Source organism: Brevibacillus sp. NSP2.1, from assembly GCF_000470975.2.
Taxonomy (GTDB): Bacteria; Bacillota; Bacilli; order Brevibacillales; family Brevibacillaceae; genus Brevibacillus; species Brevibacillus agri.
Genome location: NZ_CP048274.1, coordinates 4,620,968 through 4,637,706 on the forward strand (window position 1 = coordinate 4,620,968; position 16,739 = coordinate 4,637,706).

The following is a 16,739-nucleotide window of genomic DNA, read 5'->3' on the forward strand; positions in this document are numbered from 1 at the left end:
ATTCGACATTTTTTTCAATTACTTTGCTATAAACTAATAATCAAAAGAATTCCAAACCAATCTGTTGAATCAAACCAATGAAGATAGGAGATGTTTTCATGAAATCTAAGAAAAGATTATTAAGTGGAGCTGCATTACTTAGTATATGTCTTTCAGCTACTTCCGTATTTGCCGCATCATCAACATGGTCAAATAATGGATCATATGAAAAAACAATATGGTGGAAGCCTTACTCAGGAACGTTTAATGTTACTAAAGATTCATCTTATCCAAAAATTACAGCACGGATAGATTTCAAATATAGTGCAAATCAGAAAAGTGAGATGATGCGTTATATAAGCTATTACCCAACTTATGATTTTCGTGACGAATCAAAAAATGGGTTTGATGGCTCTTTCATTTCTACAAATTTGCCCGACCCTAAATATGATTACGAAGATGACAATGGTGATGGAAAAGATGATGAATTAGAAGCAGTATCTAGAGACCAATGGAGTATTAGTGCTAACACGAATTACTATGTAACTAGTAGCTTTGGTGTGGTAAATACGACAAATGATCCCAAGGTTTCTTCTTATGCATCAATTAGTGTAGCACCAATTTATCCAGGAGGGGACTACAACACTGTTGCTGGTACAGCCGAACTTCTCGGAGTATTTAAATATAGCCAGTTATCAACTCCTTCATCTGTGTCAAATAGAGAAGCTCTCGTCTTGAATACTGAAATTTTAGCGGATAGAGAATATGATAAAATCAAAACGAAAGGTGATTTAGAGAACTACAAAAACAATGTAAACAAAAGAGTGGAAAGGTTCAAAAGTAACGATGATTACCAATTTGTGATTACATTAAAGAACCCTATGAGCATAGACAGTTTTTACGATTTGGTTTCCGATTATAATTTAGAGGTTTCAGAATTGTATGCCAGAGGTATTGATAGTGAAAAAAATATTGTAACTATCGGCACAAAAACAATTCAACCAGAGGTTTTAGAGAGCATTCAAAAAGAAGCTTCTTATAGCTTCAAGGGTATTATTGAAATTGAAGGTACTGCTAAAGGAAAAGACTTAAAAAAGATAATGAAAAATGATAAAGTTTTTGCTGTAGAAGTGCAAACTGAAGATCAACCAGCATTTGGTTTGTACTGGAAGAAGGAAACTCTCAACAAATGATTACATTTAAAAATAAAGGTCTGCAAAATCATACTGTAGACCTTTACTTTTCCTTTGCGAGAGGAGAAACTTTCATGACGAAAACAAAATCTGGATGGTTACGAACGCTAGTGGAAATAGGGATGATATACGTTTCTTTATACGCGATTGTCTTTCTTATCGGCGTATACAGCTTTACAATCGTCACGGATTTGCCGACTGATCGGGATAAAAACGGATCTGGACTATTTCTAGGCACCCTTGTCAATTGCGTTCCTTTTTTGCTTCTTGGTTGGAGAGCACATTTTTTTCACAATCGAAATATTCATACTGTTGCTATTGCCACCGTAGTTACTTCCTTCCTTTTGGAAAAATTTTTACCTGTCTGTTTCGCGTATGTATTCTCTCCAGCAGACCCGTTTGTACTTCTAAGCGAAGAGCTTCCTTATTATATTTTTGGCATCAATTACATCCTATATGGCACCCTTTTATCGTGCTTATCTTTTTATATTGGCTTGTTTGTCAGGCGATCATTAAAGCAGCATACTGCGTCATAACCTCCAAAAGACCCTTACTGAATCAGCAGGGTCTGTTCGGTTGCAAAAGGACACGTAGAAGGAGCTTTGCTGGCCGCTTCCATTTTTGCGTCTGTATTCATTTTTTTACGGCTTGCTGACAGCCTCCAAGCCATTCCATACCCCAAACTGCGCCTGATACAAGCGGCTGTACACACCGCCTGCGTCGACCAGCTCGCGATGATGCCCCTGCTCGACGATGCCCTCCCCCGTCACCACGACGATTCGGTCTGCATCCTTGATCGTCGCCAGCCTGTGCGCGATCACCAGCGTCGTCCGGCCTTTGGACAGCTCTGCCAACGATTGCTGAATCGCCAGCTCTGTCTCCGTATCCAGCGCCGAGGTCGCTTCATCGAGAATCAGGATCGGCGGATTTTTCAGGAACATGCGGGCAATCACCAGCCGCTGCTTTTGACCGCCGGACAGCTTCACGCCGCGCTCCCCGATCACCGTCTCCATGCCTAGCTCCTGCGCGCGAATAAAGTCATCGAGTCGCGCTCGCCGTGCCGCTTCCCAGATTTCCTCCTCGCTCGCCTCCAGTTTTCCATACAAAATATTTTCGCGAATCGTGCCCGCGAACAGGAACACATCCTGCTGCACAATCCCGATCTGTCGGCGCAACGAATCTTGTGTCACCTGGCGGATGTCCACCCCGTCAATGCTGATCGAACCGCTCTCGACCTCGTAAAACCGCGGCAGCAAGCTGCAGAGCGTCGTTTTGCCCGCACCGGACGGACCGACGAACGCGATCGTTTCTCCTTTGCGGATGACCAGATCGACCTGATCGAGCACTTTTTTCTCTCCGTCATAGCTGAAGGAGACCTGGTCGAAGCGAATCTCTCGCTGAAACGGCTTCATTTCCACCGCGTCCGGAGCATCCGCCACATCCGGCTCTGTGTCCAGCAATTCGGTATAGCGCTTGAAGCCTGCGAAGCCTTGCGGATAACTTTCCACAATGGCGTTGATCTTCTCAATCGGACGGAAAAACACGTTCGTCAGCAGCAAAAAGCCGACAAACTCTCCGTACGTAAGCTGCTCGCGAATGACAAACCAGGTTCCGCACACCATGACAAACAAAGTGACAAACCGCATCATCATGTAGCTGATCGAACCGTTTTTGGCAATCAGCTTGTAGGAGCTGAGCTTGGTCAGGCGAAAGCGCCCGTTGTTGACAGCAAATTGTGCTTCCTCGTGCTTCTCGTTGGCAAACGCCTTGACGACACGGATGCCACCCACGCTGTCTTCAATGCGAGCGTTGAAGTCGCCCACATCGCGAAACAGTTGGTGGATCGCCTGGGTCATTTTTTTGTTGAAGTACACGACGACCCAGATGATGGCCGGCACAACGATGAAGGTGATAACCGCAAGCTGCCAGTTGATGGACAGCATGAGCGCAAACGAGCCTACAAGCGTCATGATCGCGATAAACAAATCCTCCGGTCCGTGATGCGCCATTTCGCCAATCATGTTCATGTCGTTTGTCAAGCGACCAATCAAATGCCCGGTCTTCGTATTGTCAAAAAATCGGAACGACAGCTTCTGAATATGCGAAAACAGCTTGCGCCGCATATCCGTCTCGATGTTGATGCCCAGCATATGCCCCCAGTAGTTGACGATGTACATAAGCAATGTGTTCAAGGCATACAAAGCGAGCAGTCCAAGCGAAGCCCACAAAATCATGCCCCACTTCCCGCCCGGCAGCAAATCGTCGATAAAAGCATTTACCGCTACCGGAAACGCCAGCTCCAGCAAACCGGCAATGATTGCGCAGCCAAAATCAAGCACAAACAACCATTTATACGGGCGGTAGTAGGAGAAAAAGCGTCGAATCAATCAATGGCCCCCTTTTGGCGTTGGGTTCGCTCCTGTCAGTACTGACCCGGCAAGCTTTTGTCAACGCAACTGCAATAATGATTATCAATTTCATCAATAAGTATAGCAATGTGCCTTGTGAAAGAGAATGGCACATTCATGAATCGATATGGATTATTCATGAATCCCGTTGAAACTCGCTCGGGGACAGGCCGGTGTATTTTTTGAAGCGCTTGCTGAAATACAACGGATCGGAAAAGCCTGTCCTTTGCGCCACCTCCTTGATGCTCAATTGGCTGTGCACGATATTCAACAAGTTTTTCGCCTGGTTAAGTCTGTATCTGTTCAAATATTCACCCGGACTAATTTTCAAATGCTTCTGAAACAGGTAAGCGAGCCGGTTGACATTGATCTGGTGCATTTCCGCAAGCCGATTCATGCTCAAGTTTTCCATGTAATGATTATGAATATAATCGAGCAGCCGCTCCAGCAATAGCCGCCCCTCGTCTTGCGCGCGATACAGCACGAGCGAAAACAGCTCGTTCAAGATGCCGTACCACAGCTCTTTTACGCGCAGCTTGTACAAGTCGCCGGGGCTGTTCCAGTACCGCTCAAGCTGCCTCAGCTTCTCCTGCAGCCGGGCGCTCTGCTCGACAAGGTGCAAGCCGTAATGCTGCCCGGCGTAATCGCATGCATCAGCCAGCTCCCAGTGCTTCACCTGATAGAGCACGAGAATGTAGACCCACTTTTCCTCGCCGATCACCTTGCGATCAAACGCCATGTCAGGGCCAGCGTGTACGACCATCCCCGGCTCCATATCGTATCCCGTGCCGTCAAACCACATTTTGGCTCTCCCGGATAGAGGGAAAATAAATGCCGAATGCAGCCCGGTTCGTCCCCCAAAATATTTCATTCCCGGCTGTCGTTCTTCGAGGGATACACTGGTGAGTGTAATGGCTCCCCTGGCGTAATAGTCGATCAACAGACCAACCTTTGCTCTCTCCATTTGCACCCCGCCTTGCTTTTTACTCAAAAGAACCGTTGGATGTAAGCGCGGCATGGTCGCTACCGCATCCAGGAAAAGCTCTGCAACCCCCCAGCACATGGATATGCTTCATGCATGGATATGCTTCATGCATGGATATGCTTCATGCATGGATATGCTTCACGCTTGGCTAGCTTTGGTCACGCACACGCTTCTCCTATCGGCAGGCAAGCGCCAGCCTCGCTTGGTTCTTCTCTCGCTGGTTCTTCTGTTCAGGTGTTGTTGCCAGCGGCTCGCGCTGTTACTCCGCTCGGCGTAGCACCTGGCATTGGAACACATTTTTACTCACAAAATCTGCAATTTACCTCTTGTGAAAATTTCGGTTCTCGTTTATCATAATAGATAATGATTCTCATTTTCAACAAATCAACTTGGCCAAACTGTCGAACTCTACAGCTTGCTCTTCTGGCTGCTTGCAGGACTGATTTCTTCATTTCTTGCGTGTAACGAATCAGTCACCTGTTGCATCCGGTTCGCTTGCTTGCTGATCGGTTTCAGGAGATGGAGCGATACATACTGCTTTTCATGTTGATCGTAACAAATAAAATAACCCTAAGGATGAACATCCTTAGAGCTTGATTTCAGAAATGGTGCCGGTGAAGGGACTTGAACCCCCACGGTTTCCCTCACGATTTTGAGTCGCGCGCGTCTGCCATTCCGCCACACCGGCAATTAAATTGGAGGAGGCACCCGGATTTGAACCGGGGATAAGGGTTTTGCAGACCCGTGCCTTACCCCTTGGCTATGCCTCCATGTATAAAAAAGGTTTGAATGGAGCGGACGACGGGTCTCGAACCCGCGACCTTCGCCTTGGCAAGGCGACGCTCTACCAATTGAGCTACGTCCGCGTATAAATGGCTGGGGTACTAGGATTCGAACCTAGGAATGACGGAGTCAAAGTCCGTTGCCTTACCGCTTGGCTATACCCCAATAAGTAATCCCCAACTTTGAAATTATGGGGCGATCGATGGGACTTGAACCCACGAGTGCCGGAGCCACAATCCGGTGCGTTAACCCCTTCGCCACGACCGCCATATTAACTAACTATGCCTTTTGGAAAATGGCAGGGGCAGTAGGAATCGAACCCACACCAAAGGTTTTGGAGACCTTCGTTCTACCGTTAAACTATGCCCCTACACATGGTGGCTCGGGACGGAATCGAACCGCCGACACGAGGATTTTCAGTCCTCTGCTCTACCGACTGAGCTACCGAGCCGTATGTATCTTTTGCTTAGCGTGCCATTTGTTGTTTGTGAAAAATGGCGGAGCTGACGGGACTCGAACCCGCGACCTCCGGTGTGACAGACCGGCGTGAACTCCAACTTCACCACAGCTCCATGTTTGGTTGCACCTACAGGTACTCCCTTTGCAAGAAAGAAAATTTGGTTGCGGGAGCAGGATTTGAACCTGCGACCTTCGGGTTATGAGCCCGACGAGCTACCGAGCTGCTCCATCCCGCGACGATTCGGACGATCAATGTCAGCACCTATCTTAGAAGCAAGACGCTTTTGGCTGACCATCCATATGATTATGATAAGTGGTGGAGGCTGACGGGATCGAACCGCCGACCCTCTGCTTGTAAGGCAGATGCTCTCCCAGCTGAGCTAAGCCTCCAAAGTACCCCACAAAGAGAAGAGATTGCGTTGTAGCAACACCGAGTACTTTGCGGGGACCCCAACAACTAGTTGGGTGTATAAGTGACCCGTAGGGGATTCGAACCCCTGTATGACAGCGTGAAAGGCTGCTGTGTTAAACCGCTTCACCAACGGGCCAAGATGGCGGATGGAGTGGGATTTGAACCCACGAGACGGGTCAACCCCGCCTACACGATTTCCAATCGTGCTCCTTCGGCCGCTCGGACATCCATCCAAATTTTCCGCTTGCCCTGTTCGCATATCGCTCGGGCAAGAACTAATCTATCATATCTAACAGCCGATTTCAAGGAGTATTTTAAAAGTTTTTCTGCGTGCAAATCTGTGAAAACGAAGCGGCTCCCCGCTGGCGTTCTCGTCCTGGCAGCGACCGCCATGACACCACCCTCTCTCCGCTCTGCCTCGCAAGTTTTTGCGTCAATTTTCGTGGAAATTGCCTAAAGCAACTTCCCCGCTTTTCCAATATGCTACCAATAATCATTGACGATGCGGAGTGATGGCTGGTGGGCAGAAGAAGACGGCGGGCAGGTCGGATTCCTTGTTTGTACGGAAACTGGTGCGGCCCGGGCTGTTCGGGGCCGGGCGCCCCGATTGACGATATCGACCGCTGCTGCAAAAAGCACGACCGCTGCTATCAAAAGCGCGGCTATTTTTCCTGTAGCTGCGACCAGGAGCTTTTGCGCTGCTTGCAAAACAAAATCGACATGAACACGGAAAAGGGCAGGGTGGCCGCGATGATTTCCGCCTATTTTTCCCGCTCCAAATGCATTCCGGACGACTTGAAATAGGCTGTTTTGCGAATTGTCACGATTGTCATTCTTCATACAAAAAATGGTAACACCTTGGACATGAATCTGCCATAACTCCCGTGTTTTTCCTTTGGCTTTTTTTGGTACTCTAGTGAATGTCCAAGGAGGGTACAAGGCCGTGGAAGTGCATATACGAACCGATGCCAGTGCAGCACTGACGTTAAAGAAAGAAATTATTTGTCATGGAATTTCCTGCTTTTATGTCCGCCCGTTTGAAAATGATCAAGTAGAATTTGTATTCCTCGCGCTCTCGGAGCACCAGAAGAAGCTGTTATCCTATACGCTGCGAAACTACAGCTACGCCCTAACTTACCTATCCTAATCCTAGCCATATGACAGATTGTAATATCAAGTGCGACACCTAGATAAAAAAACGGCCCATGATTGATTCGTGTAAAATGAAGTCACCACAACACCATTTACACAGGAGAATCAATCATGAGTTATACACATCTTAGCATAACAGAGCGTAGTGAGCTAGCACTCCTTCATCGGTTGGGTTGGTCTGCCCGCGCCATTGCCAGAGAACTCAAACGGCATCATGCTACCATTGCCCGTGAGTTAAAACGGGGTTGTAAGGCAGGGGAATATCAGGCAGAAGCCGCGCATGAGGTTTACGAGAAACGTCGCGAACGGTCTGTTCCCAGAGGCAAGCGGACTCCTGAACGTGAGCATTACATTGCCAGTAAGCTGGCGCAGACCTGGTCTCCCGAGCAGATTGCCGGACGGATGAGTCAGGAATGCCCCGAACAGAAAGTGTCGTTTAAAACGATGTATCGCTGGCTGTATCAGGGCTTTTTGGTTAAAGGAGATACCACCGTTCTGCGCCACAAAGGGAAACGCCGGAGACCAATCGAAACACGTGGTCGTTTCAACGTAGGAAAGTCCATTCGGCAGCGACCCAAGGAAGTACGAAAGCGTGAGAGCTTTGGTCATTGGGAACGGGATACGGTTGTTTCCAGCCGTGGAAAAAGTAAGGCGTGTGTCGCGACGTTCGCTGAGCGCAAGACACGCTTTTACCTTGCCGTAAAGATGCCTGATCGTACCTCGGCTTCCATGGAAAAGGCCTTTGGTTTCGTTGCTGAGTCGTTACCGAAAGGATCGTTTCAAACAGCTACCGTTGACCGTGGCAAAGAGTTTGCCTGTTACGAACGGCTGGAGTCAGCACATGGCGTAAACATTTACTTTGCCGATCCCTACTCTTCCTGGCAAAGGGGCACGAACGAGAACGCAAATGGCCTTCTGCGAGAATTTTTTCCCAAAGGCAAGGATTTTGCCGAAGTCTCCGAGGAGGAACTGATTCAGGCCTTGGAGCTCATTAACAATCGGCCAAGAAAATGTCTGGGCTGGAAGACCGCTTACGAATCATTCATGGAAGCTCTGTCGCACTTGTCTTGACAATTCGTCCGGTACAAAAAAGCCATGCAAACCGCGCATGGCAAAGCGAAGCAACGGAGTGGCGGCTTGCGAGTAGCGGGCCGCTCTGTACAAAAGCCTGCTAGTTCCGCTTGTCCCGCGCGTGACGGCTCCGCACGAATGCCGCTACTTCCGCCTGTCCGGCATGTGGCCGCTCCGCACGAAAACCCTTTACATCCATCTGTCCGTCACGCGGCCGCTCCGCACGAAGCCCACTGCATCCCCCTGTTCGTCACGCACCCACTCTCTTAGCTCTCTCCTTATCCGCTTCCTTCTTAAAATACGAAGAAATTTTAACTGGAACAGGAGGAATCCCCTCTCCCCCAACAACGACAGGCTGCCGCAAATCGCACGGACAGATGCCTGCACGCCTACACGCTTTTCGCCTACAGCCCCACCTGCTCGATAACCCCCAGGCGGTGCACATCGTCGGCGGTCACGACGGACAGGGCATTCAAAAACTGAATCTGGAAGCTGCCCGGCCCTTCGTCGGCCGTCTTTTGCGCGGCGAGCTGGGCGGCGACACCGTATGTGACGAGCGCGGCGGCTCCGGCTAACAGCGTGTCTTTTTCCACAGCGGCAAATGCGCCCATCACTGAAGTCAGCAAGCAGCCCGTGCCTGTCACTTTGGTCAAGATCGGATGGCCGTTATGGATGGCGTACACCCGGCTGCCGTCGGCAATGACGTCGACCTTTCCGGTAATCGCCACGACCGTTTTCAGCTTTTGCGCCGCCGCTTTTGCCAGCGTTGCGACGTCTCCGCCCGCCTCGCCTGCGTCCACGCCTTTGATCTCCCACGCCTCTCCGATGACGTTGGCAATCTCTGCCGCGTTTCCGCGAATGAGGGTCACGTCCAGCTCGCGCACGATTTTTTGCGCGGTTTCCGTGCGGTACGGGGTTGCGCCTGCGCCTACCGGGTCAAACAGCACCGGGACCTGGTGGCAGTTGGCCGAGCTTCCGGCGATCAGCATCGCTTCTACTTCGCGTTCGTTCAACGTTCCCATGTTCAGGACGAGTGCCCCTGCGATTTTCGCCATATCAGCGACTTCCTGCTCGGCGTAAGCCATGACAGGTGACGCGCCGAGGGCGAGCAAGCCGTTGGCCGTGAAGTTGGTCACGACGACGTTTGTGATGTTGTGCACCAGCGGATTGCGCTTTCGTACTGTTTCCAGCAGTTTGCCGATGGACTCAAGCTTCATCCTAGCGATCCCTCTCTTTCGTATCTGCAGACTGGGGAATCATCTTGAACACTTCCACAATCTCCCCCAGCTCCGGATGATCCTGTCTTACTCCTATGATGATATAGGATTGCTCGAGCGCAGGCAATTCGGGCATGGTGGCAGAAAGCCTCCACGCTGTTTTCTCACGGTCCGTCACGGTCGCCAGGAAGGAAACGCGTCCGGCCCTTCTTTGCAAAACTTCCACTTCCACAAGCGTGCCGTAAATCTTCAAGCGGTCATCCGGGTGGGCAATCCGGTTTTCCTCTACCCATTTTTCCTTTAATTCCTCAACTTTTAGCGACTTCCAGCGGTCGAGAAACTCCCAATCCTTCGAGTGCGGAAAAATATGCTTCGTCTGCTCCAGGAACGTGTTGTACTCTCCGTGAAGCTGATCGATGTATTCGTCCACTTCCTCCGAGATGACGCGGATGTGCTCCTCCCCGCACGTGCGAATGTGATGAGCCAGGAACTTAAAGGACTCGATCATGTCAAAGTTCCCCCACCCCCAAGGTTGTTCGCCGAAAACTCCCCCCCGGGTCCGGCACTTTTGGCAGGTGAAGTAGTAGTATGTAGCCATAGCTGTTCCCCTATCTCCCCTATTTGGTCTCTTTTCTCATATCGGTTGGGGAAGCGGTGCAATTTATGTTACATTCGAACCTATTTTGCCAAAAGGAAAGCAAAAGATGGCTCCCGCCCGGCAGCGGAAACCATCTCGGCTCATACTCCTTTGATCGCGACGAGCGGCTTGCACTTGGCTACGACTGTCGCCAGCTTTGCCCCCACGACGGAATCAATAATCTGATCCACGTCTTTGTACGCCTTCGGATTTTGGAAGTGGCCAGCCGGAAGCGCTTTGGTCGCCCCTTTGCGATGGACGAGCATCGGCGTGTTGCGGTGATATTCCTGCAAGGCGTAATTGTGCATCAAATCGTACAGGACCGGCGTGGAAAAGTCTTTTCCCAGCACGTCCCGGAAAGCCCGCTCGACCGCATAGCCGATCAGATGGCGGTTCACCACCGCGTAATTCAAGGCCGAGTACATCAGGTTCAAATATCGCTTGCCTTCCTCTGTATCAATCGGGGCGTAGACCAGGCTCGGCTCCGGATTTTCAATCCCCCACTTGAACATCGCTTCCTTGAAGCTTTTCGTGTAATCCCGTCCGAGCATGGCGCCCCAGGCGCGGGAGCCGGAGTGAATCATGATGACGACCTGCCCGTCGAACAAGCCCCATTCCTGTGCGATCTCCCGGTTGTCCTCCGCGATTTCGAGCGACTGGATTTCGATAAAATGATTCCCGCCGCCGAGCGTGCCGAGCTGTCCCCACGCTCTTTGCCACGACTTGGCCGGGATGTGCGCAAGCGCCGCGTGATCGAAGGCAAATGTATGCTTTTCCACATGAGTCAAGGAGCGGCTCACCCCGCCCGGCTCGCCCGCCGGCTCCGCCAAATACGCGGCAGGCAGGCCGTTCAGGCCATGCTTCACCACTTCTTCGAGGGAAATATCGGTGTAGCTCGTTTGCCCGCGCTCCGTCGTCGGCACGTACGTTTCAATCGCCTGAATCAGCTCGCGCTTCAATTGCTTGTCTTTCAGCTCATCCCGATGCAGCGGCGTCAGGTGCACGCGCATGCCGCAGCCGATATCCGAGCCGACAATCGAGGGCGACACAAACCCGTCATGCATATTCCAGACGGCCGTCGTCCCGATGCACGTCCCGATTCCGACATGGGCATCCGGCGTATAGGAAAAGTACACATTGCGAGGGATGCGCAAGTTATGTTCCGCCATCTCGAACACGCGCTGCCCAAATGTGGCAAACACTTCGTCATTGGCAAACACGTGAACGGAGCCAGCGCCAAGCTGCACTTCCCGATGGCAATTCCCGTGATCGATCGTTTTCATTTTCGTTGTTGCTCCTCTCCTTCTGGTTCAAAGCTGGCAAATCATTAATGATAGACTCATCAACGCTTTCGCTGTTCAGTTTTCAAAGAGCATTTTCGTTATCGCCCAGAGGCGACTTTTTTAATTTACCACATATCCACTCAATAATTCAAGTGTTTTTTTCATTTTTTTCGCTGCCAGTATTTCGTTCGTGCAGCAGCGACGTTTGTTAATATAGCATGTCCCCAAGACGGAAGTCAATAGGATTTAAAAAGTTTTACCTGAGCAATATTAATCCGACTTCCTTGTCGCCGTTTGCGCCCTCCGTGAAGACGACCTCCTGGATTAGCAGCCTTTGAATCATTTTCTCTATAAGAAGGGGAACTTCGATTTGCGCATCTACAATCGCCGGATGATTCATCAGCTCCTCCAGCCGCCAAGGTCCTGCCTTTGCTTCCATGACTTCCATTAAGAACGTGACGGACTCCTTAATTTTGGAGGTGATCCAAAACTCGATGGCGAGCACGAGCAGCTCAATCCGCTTCTCAAGCGCTTCTCCGTTAACCGACAGCTCCTCGTACAACTTGAACACCGAAGAATCCATCTGCTTCACCTGGGACCACAAAGCAGCCTGCGGGTGTTCGCCAGCCTCGTACACAATCAGCCTCGCCCACGAATGCAGCGATTGAATGAGCGAATGATGCGCATCCAAAATCATTCCTTGCTGCAAAAACTCTTTTGTCTCGTGGAAAAACCGGAGAAGTTGGGAATACTCCCTACAAATAAACTTCTTTTGCAGCGCTGCCGGCAGACGGCTCAGCCGGAGCTTCATTTGCTTCATATAGCCGTCCTTGTCCCACAAAATCTCGGCTTTGCCAAGCATCGAGGCAAGGCGCTCATCCAGACCACAGACGGCTCCCTTTTCAAGCTGCCATGTACTGATCTGCTGCTCCATGACCACTCGTCCCTGAAGATGCAGGCGGCGGATTTTCCCCTCAGCTTGCGGCTGGTTGACCACTACAAAATAAAAGGCTCCATCACGAAACGGGACCAGCAAATCCGAAACAGGCAAAACCAGCACAGCTTGTACGTCCGGGCGCTGTTGTAGCTTTTTCAGATACGTTTGCTGACTCTCCTCTCGCTTCATAGCCATACCGTGTTCCTCCCTGCCCTGGGTTGAACTTATGGATTCTACACGATTTGTTCGTTTCCTGCTTGTCAACAGACAAAACCTTTGTATGCTATACTGTAATGTAGGAGGAATGATGATGAAAAAAACTGAACGCCTGAGCAAAATCAAACGCATGCGCACATGGGGCAACTGGAGCATGGTGATCGGCATTTTGCTGATGTATACAGGGTACGCTTTTTTCGGGGGATATCTGGACTTTATACCTTTCCTTGGCAACCTGTTAAAAGGCTCTCACATCTTCATGACGCTGCTTTTAATCATCGGCTTTATTTTGACGATGGGCAGCACTGTGTTGTTCATGATTTCCGGCATGGTTTCTACCTCTGCTCCCCAGGTGGAATGTCCTTCGTGCCAAAAAGTAACGAAGATGCTTGGAAAAGAAGATGCCTGTATGTTTTGCGGACAGCCATTGCGCTTGGAAGACGGACAGCCTCAGCAAAACCAGACATGATTGGTGCCTCGACCTTGCGATACACAATAAGCCACCTGCACAATCCCGTCTTACGGGCAGCAGGTGGCTTCTTTTTTTACTGAGCCGTTATGGCGCTTTTCAAGCCTTCTTCGATGGCCGGCCAAATCTCCGGCTCTTCAAATCCGCGCCGCCACGAAGCGACTCCGGCCAGATCGTACTTTTTGACCAGCTCGATCCGCTTTTTCATGGAAGAGACATCCTCCAGCCACATCTTGTAGACATTCCCGTCTTTCGGATCGCGATATTCCACGTATTGTTGGCCGGATGCTTCGTCGAGAACAGGCGTAAGCTTTCGCTCCTGCACCCATTCTTGCGCCCTTGGCATGGACAGCGCTTTGGAGCTTACCTTGATTGTGCCGTCAGCCTGCTTGGCTTCCGTCCACAGTCTCGTGTAAAAAGGAACGCCCAGCAGCAGCTTTTCGTTTGGCACTTCCTCGAGCACGCCTTGCAAGCCTGCTTCCACCCAAGGCAGCGAAGCGACCGAGCCTGCTTTTGGACTCGCCGCCCAATGCTCATCGTATGTCATGACAGCCATGTAGTCGACCACCTGGGCCAATGCCTTGCGATCCAAAAACATCGACCACGTCTTCGCATTGGACTTGATGGTGACATCAATGGAAACGGTCAGCCCTTGCTGGTGCAAATACGGCGTCAGCTCGCGAACAAACTGGACGAGCCGCTCCTTGTCTTCGTAGTACACATTTTCAAAGTCGATGTTGATGCCGTCCAGATCGTACAGGTGCGCGTAGTGAATGAGCTGGGCGATCAGCTTGTCTCGTTTGTCGTAGCTGCCGAGCACCGCTTGGGTCCAGTCCGGATTGAAGCCGTTCGTGACCAGCCCCCACACCTGATAGCCGCGCTTGTGCGCCCATTTCACATACGCCGGGTCAGCCCTGTTCAAAAGCGTCCCTTCTGCATCCTTCAGCTCAAACCAGGTGGGCGAGACGACATTGACGCCAGGCAACGCCCCGATTTGGGCGACGTTCGGATTTTTATTGACAACATGCTCCCAGACCATGTTTACCTTTTCGCCATTCGGCTTCCACGCAGCTTGCCCCTCGGAAGAAGTGGCGTGCTGCAAGGCGACCTTCCGCTTGCTCGCCATCTCCAGGCTTTTCTCCGGGAGAAAGCCCGCGATTCCGGAAGCGGTCAACACGCGGTAGTAGCCTTCCTGCTGGCCGAGCACATCGACCAGTTCTCCGGCAGATAGCTCGGCAACGATCGGAGTGCGGTGCGAAGCGCCAACGCGAACGGGTTGTTTTTCCTCGTCGCTGACGACTTTTGCCTGCCCGATTTCGTACCCTTCCTGCTCCACCGTGAGGACGCCTGTATCCACTTTGTGCTCAAAAGCAAAAGGATACAGCTTTTCCAATGGATCAAGCGGCACGTAGCGAGTCCCGCCCACTTCCTTGACCGGCACCTGCAAATTGACCGGCTGCTTGTTCAGATGGGCGACTACTTCGCCACTCTCCATCCTGAGCACTTTGTCCTTCGTCGTCACGATCACCGACTTGGTAGGCTCATCCCAAAAGATCGCCGGATCAATCTTTTCCTTGATAAAGTCAAAAGGCAGCAAGATTTGCTCCGCCTCCAGCAAATACGAAGCATCCGCCCGCTGTCCTTCGTAGACGATGACCGCTTTGTCGCCGTCGTACGGCTGGACGTGCTCGGTCGAAGCGCGAAGCACGAAAAACCAGTAAATGCCGCCAAAAATGGCAAGCAAGAAAAGCATCAGCGCAAAAAGCCTGCGCATTGCCCTTCTCCGTCTACGCCTGGGGCGAGGTGCCATTCCAAGCTGCATGTTCATGGCCTGTTCCTCCTCCCAGCCAAATAAGCCCGCACGCGGACCAGATTGTATGCATTCGTCATTCGTCTGTCAATTCGATCATAACGTGGCTTCAAACGATTCACAACCTTTTGTCTACTGGAAAAAACGAGAGACAAGCCCCGCTCTCCCCCAAAAAAAGACGTTTGAACAGTCAAAACGTTACACCTTTCAACAGAAAAACACCTTCTATCTCAACTTGCTAAGCTTTCGTTGAGACAAAAGGTGTTCGTCCGTACAGCTTCATTTTAGTGGGCGCTCTTTTGACAGGACTCGCAGATGCCATATACTTCCATACGATGTCCGGTAACTTTAAACCCGATGTCTTTTGCGGCAGCTTCTTCCGCCTCCCGCAAATACGGGAAATGGAAGTCCCGGATCGCCCCGCAATTGGAACAGATCGCGTGGTAATGATCTTCCTCCACATTGGCATCGAAGCGACTGGACGCGTCCCCGTAGGTAAGCTCAATCACCAGGCCCGCATCTTTAAAAACCCGCAGGTTATTGTAAATCGTTGCGACGCTCATGTTCGGGAATTTACCTTCGAGAGCTTTGTATATTTCGTCAGCCGTCGGGTGAGTCATCGTCTCCAGCAGGTACGTCAAAATGGCATGGCGCTGAGGTGTCATCCGAACCCCGGTGTTTTTGAGGATTTCTACAGCTTTTTCCACACGCTGTGTCATAATTGTCACACCCCACAGTCTTTCGCAAGACAAAAGATCAGTCAATCCTGTTTGTCATTGATTAGAATTACTTTAAATAAGTGTACGTCTATTCGGCGAAAACTGTCAATATCCATTACGCGGAATTGAGGAGAAAGAACTGGAAATCGAGCTTCCCTCAAGAAATGCTCGGCTCCTTTTTCGCTCCGGGCTTCGCTTTCGGCTTGGCGGCTTGTTTGCCAGCTTGCTTCGCAGGCGCTTTTTTCTCCGCTTTTTTGGCCTCCGTCAGAGCGTACTTGCACATGGATTGCAGCGGACATTGATCGCACTTCGGATTGCGCGCCGCACAGATTCTTCTGCCGTGCCAGATCAGCCAATGGTGGGCATCCGACCACTTTTCGCGCGGGATGCGCTTCATCAGTTGGCGCTCCACTTCGTCTACGTTGTCGCTTTTGGCAAGACCGAGGCGGTTCGCCACGCGGAACACGTGAGTATCGACCGCAATAGCCGGGACGCCAAACGCATTGGAGAGAACGACATTGGCCGTCTTCCTCCCTACGCCCGGCAACGCTTCCAGCTCGGCATGCGTTTGCGGCACCTCCCCGTTGTACTTTTCAAACAAGATTCTACAGGCCTCCAAAATGTTTTTGCTCTTATTTTTATACAAGCCCAGCCCTTTTATATGCTCTTCCATTTCTTCCTGGGTGAGATGCAGGTAGTGCTCCGGCCGGTTCAGCTCTTTAAACATCGGCTCGGTAATCTCGTTCACCCGCTTATCCGTGCACTGTGCCGAAAGAATGGTCGCGATCAACAGCTCAAACGGGGTTGTATAGTTCAATTCGCAGTGGGCATCCGGGTACATTTGCTGAAGCGTATCCAAAATGTCTGCGACGGGTACTTTGCGTTGTGCCATAAATATATCCCCCTTTTTCCTACATTATACCGATCTTGATCGGCTCGGCAATCGTCGCAAGCAATAGCACGATGCCGCTGTGCTGATGTAAAATGGGCTTGGAAAGATTTAACGGGG

Annotated in this window: 15 protein-coding genes and 12 tRNA genes; 6 read left to right on the forward strand and 21 right to left on the reverse strand. The window is 50.9% G+C overall.

Features of this window, described 5'->3' with window-relative positions; all coding sequences use genetic code 11:
* The first annotated feature begins 98 nt into the window (after positions 1–98).
* On the forward strand, positions 99–1,172 hold the full coding sequence (locus M655_RS22395; protein WP_152344124.1) for a hypothetical protein: 1,074 nt from the start codon (positions 99–101) through the stop codon (positions 1,170–1,172).
* Between the two features lie 74 nt (positions 1,173–1,246).
* Positions 1,247–1,708, forward strand: coding sequence for a hypothetical protein (locus M655_RS22400; RefSeq protein WP_237716599.1), 462 nt, complete (start codon positions 1,247–1,249; stop codon positions 1,706–1,708).
* A 105-nt stretch (positions 1,709–1,813) separates the two neighbouring features.
* Here M655_RS22400 and M655_RS22405 read toward each other — a convergent pair whose 3' ends face one another.
* The 14 genes from M655_RS22405 to M655_RS22470 all read right to left on the reverse strand — a co-directional run bounded on the left by M655_RS22405 (position 1,814) and on the right by M655_RS22470 (position 6,452).
* Complete coding sequence (locus M655_RS22405) at positions 1,814–3,559, reverse strand: ABC transporter ATP-binding protein (protein WP_007779997.1); 1,746 nt, start codon at positions 3,557–3,559, stop codon at positions 1,814–1,816.
* Positions 3,560–3,716: 157 nt separating this feature from the next.
* Complete coding sequence (locus M655_RS22410; protein WP_051353946.1) at positions 3,717–4,544, reverse strand: helix-turn-helix transcriptional regulator; 828 nt, start codon at positions 4,542–4,544, stop codon at positions 3,717–3,719.
* Between the two features lie 627 nt (positions 4,545–5,171).
* A tRNA-Leu gene (locus M655_RS22415) sits at positions 5,172–5,253 on the reverse strand.
* 8 nt (positions 5,254–5,261) lie between these two features.
* A tRNA-Cys gene (locus M655_RS22420) sits at positions 5,262–5,335 on the reverse strand.
* Positions 5,336–5,355: 20 nt separating this feature from the next.
* Positions 5,356–5,431, reverse strand: a tRNA-Gly gene (locus M655_RS22425).
* A 7-nt stretch (positions 5,432–5,438) separates the two neighbouring features.
* A tRNA-Gln gene (locus M655_RS22430) sits at positions 5,439–5,513 on the reverse strand.
* Positions 5,514–5,539: 26 nt separating this feature from the next.
* Positions 5,540–5,615: transfer RNA gene (locus M655_RS22435), tRNA-His, on the reverse strand.
* Positions 5,616–5,644: 29 nt separating this feature from the next.
* Positions 5,645–5,718 (reverse strand) — tRNA-Trp (locus M655_RS22440).
* Positions 5,719–5,723: 5 nt separating this feature from the next.
* Positions 5,724–5,799: transfer RNA gene (locus tag M655_RS22445), tRNA-Phe, on the reverse strand.
* Positions 5,800–5,843: 44 nt separating this feature from the next.
* Positions 5,844–5,920: transfer RNA gene (locus M655_RS22450), tRNA-Asp, on the reverse strand.
* Between the two features lie 46 nt (positions 5,921–5,966).
* Positions 5,967–6,043 (reverse strand) — tRNA-Met (locus tag M655_RS22455).
* Positions 6,044–6,121: 78 nt separating this feature from the next.
* Positions 6,122–6,197, reverse strand: a tRNA-Val gene (locus tag M655_RS22460).
* Between the two features lie 84 nt (positions 6,198–6,281).
* Positions 6,282–6,355, reverse strand: a tRNA-Glu gene (locus tag M655_RS22465).
* A 4-nt stretch (positions 6,356–6,359) separates the two neighbouring features.
* Positions 6,360–6,452: transfer RNA gene (locus M655_RS22470), tRNA-Ser, on the reverse strand.
* A gap of 286 nt (positions 6,453–6,738) precedes the next feature.
* On the opposite strand from M655_RS22470, the gene M655_RS22475 reads away from it, so the two are divergent.
* The 3 genes from M655_RS22475 to M655_RS22485 all read left to right on the forward strand — a co-directional run bounded on the left by M655_RS22475 (position 6,739) and on the right by M655_RS22485 (position 8,442).
* Positions 6,739–7,023: a phospholipase A2 family protein gene (locus M655_RS22475; RefSeq protein ID WP_007784666.1), complete on the forward strand. Its 285-nt coding sequence runs from the start codon at positions 6,739–6,741 to the stop codon at positions 7,021–7,023.
* A 139-nt stretch (positions 7,024–7,162) separates the two neighbouring features.
* Positions 7,163–7,366 carry a hypothetical protein gene (locus M655_RS22480; RefSeq protein ID WP_005829080.1) on the forward strand — a complete coding sequence of 68 codons (204 nt, stop codon included), beginning with the start codon at positions 7,163–7,165 and terminating at the stop codon, positions 7,364–7,366.
* A 116-nt stretch (positions 7,367–7,482) separates the two neighbouring features.
* Complete coding sequence (locus tag M655_RS22485; RefSeq protein WP_129552162.1) at positions 7,483–8,442, forward strand: IS30 family transposase; 960 nt, start codon at positions 7,483–7,485, stop codon at positions 8,440–8,442.
* Between the two features lie 404 nt (positions 8,443–8,846).
* On the opposite strand, the gene thiM is transcribed toward M655_RS22485, so the two are convergent.
* The 4 genes from thiM to M655_RS22505 all read right to left on the reverse strand — a co-directional run bounded on the left by thiM (position 8,847) and on the right by M655_RS22505 (position 12,711).
* Positions 8,847–9,659 (reverse strand): hydroxyethylthiazole kinase, encoded by an 813-nt coding sequence (gene thiM / locus M655_RS22490; RefSeq protein ID WP_005829082.1) that lies wholly within the window; start codon positions 9,657–9,659, stop codon positions 8,847–8,849.
* Between the two features lies 1 nt (position 9,660).
* Positions 9,661–10,167 (reverse strand): hypothetical protein, encoded by a 507-nt coding sequence (locus tag M655_RS22495; protein WP_237716657.1) that lies wholly within the window; start codon positions 10,165–10,167, stop codon positions 9,661–9,663.
* 230 nt (positions 10,168–10,397) lie between these two features.
* Complete coding sequence (locus M655_RS22500) at positions 10,398–11,579, reverse strand: RtcB family protein (RefSeq protein ID WP_007784671.1); 1,182 nt, start codon at positions 11,577–11,579, stop codon at positions 10,398–10,400.
* Positions 11,580–11,835: 256 nt separating this feature from the next.
* Complete coding sequence (locus tag M655_RS22505) at positions 11,836–12,711, reverse strand: hypothetical protein (protein WP_005827748.1); 876 nt, start codon at positions 12,709–12,711, stop codon at positions 11,836–11,838.
* A gap of 115 nt (positions 12,712–12,826) precedes the next feature.
* On the opposite strand from M655_RS22505, the gene M655_RS22510 reads away from it, so the two are divergent.
* Complete coding sequence (locus tag M655_RS22510) at positions 12,827–13,201, forward strand: YgzB family protein (RefSeq protein ID WP_005827746.1); 375 nt, start codon at positions 12,827–12,829, stop codon at positions 13,199–13,201.
* A 76-nt stretch (positions 13,202–13,277) separates the two neighbouring features.
* On the opposite strand, the gene M655_RS22515 is transcribed toward M655_RS22510, so the two are convergent.
* From M655_RS22515 to nth, 3 genes are all read right to left on the reverse strand, one after another.
* Positions 13,278–14,975: a glycosyl hydrolase family 18 protein gene (locus tag M655_RS22515; protein ID WP_369750416.1), complete on the reverse strand. Its 1,698-nt coding sequence runs from the start codon at positions 14,973–14,975 to the stop codon at positions 13,278–13,280.
* A gap of 320 nt (positions 14,976–15,295) precedes the next feature.
* Complete coding sequence (gene perR / locus M655_RS22520; protein WP_025845534.1) at positions 15,296–15,730, reverse strand: peroxide-responsive transcriptional repressor PerR; 435 nt, start codon at positions 15,728–15,730, stop codon at positions 15,296–15,298.
* Positions 15,731–15,887: 157 nt separating this feature from the next.
* Positions 15,888–16,622, reverse strand: coding sequence for an endonuclease III (nth, locus tag M655_RS22525; RefSeq protein ID WP_026558258.1), 735 nt, complete (start codon positions 16,620–16,622; stop codon positions 15,888–15,890).
* Between the last annotated feature and the right edge of the window lie 117 nt (positions 16,623–16,739).

Excerpts from the sequence above, each read along its gene's own strand:
- M655_RS22395 (WP_152344124.1), top strand. The coding sequence starts at position 99 with ATGAAATCTAAGAAAAGATTATTAAGTGGAGCTGCATTACTTAGTATA.
- M655_RS22400 (WP_237716599.1), top strand. The coding sequence starts at position 1,247 with ATGACGAAAACAAAATCTGGATGGTTACGAACGCTAGTGGAAATAGGG.
- M655_RS22410 (WP_051353946.1), bottom strand. The coding sequence starts at position 4,544 with ATGGAGAGAGCAAAGGTTGGTCTGTTGATCGACTATTACGCCAGGGGA.
- M655_RS22485 (WP_129552162.1), top strand. The coding sequence starts at position 7,483 with ATGAGTTATACACATCTTAGCATAACAGAGCGTAGTGAGCTAGCACTC.
- thiM (WP_005829082.1), bottom strand. The coding sequence starts at position 9,659 with ATGAAGCTTGAGTCCATCGGCAAACTGCTGGAAACAGTACGAAAGCGC.
- M655_RS22495 (WP_237716657.1), bottom strand. The coding sequence starts at position 10,167 with ATGATCGAGTCCTTTAAGTTCCTGGCTCATCACATTCGCACGTGCGGG.
- M655_RS22500 (WP_007784671.1), bottom strand. The coding sequence starts at position 11,579 with ATGAAAACGATCGATCACGGGAATTGCCATCGGGAAGTGCAGCTTGGC.
- M655_RS22505 (WP_005827748.1), bottom strand. The coding sequence starts at position 12,711 with ATGGCTATGAAGCGAGAGGAGAGTCAGCAAACGTATCTGAAAAAGCTA.
- M655_RS22510 (WP_005827746.1), top strand. The coding sequence starts at position 12,827 with ATGAAAAAAACTGAACGCCTGAGCAAAATCAAACGCATGCGCACATGG.
- M655_RS22515 (WP_369750416.1), bottom strand. The coding sequence starts at position 14,975 with ATGCGCAGGCTTTTTGCGCTGATGCTTTTCTTGCTTGCCATTTTTGGC.
- perR (WP_025845534.1), bottom strand. The coding sequence starts at position 15,730 with ATGACACAGCGTGTGGAAAAAGCTGTAGAAATCCTCAAAAACACCGGG.
- nth (WP_026558258.1), bottom strand. The coding sequence starts at position 16,622 with ATGGCACAACGCAAAGTACCCGTCGCAGACATTTTGGATACGCTTCAG.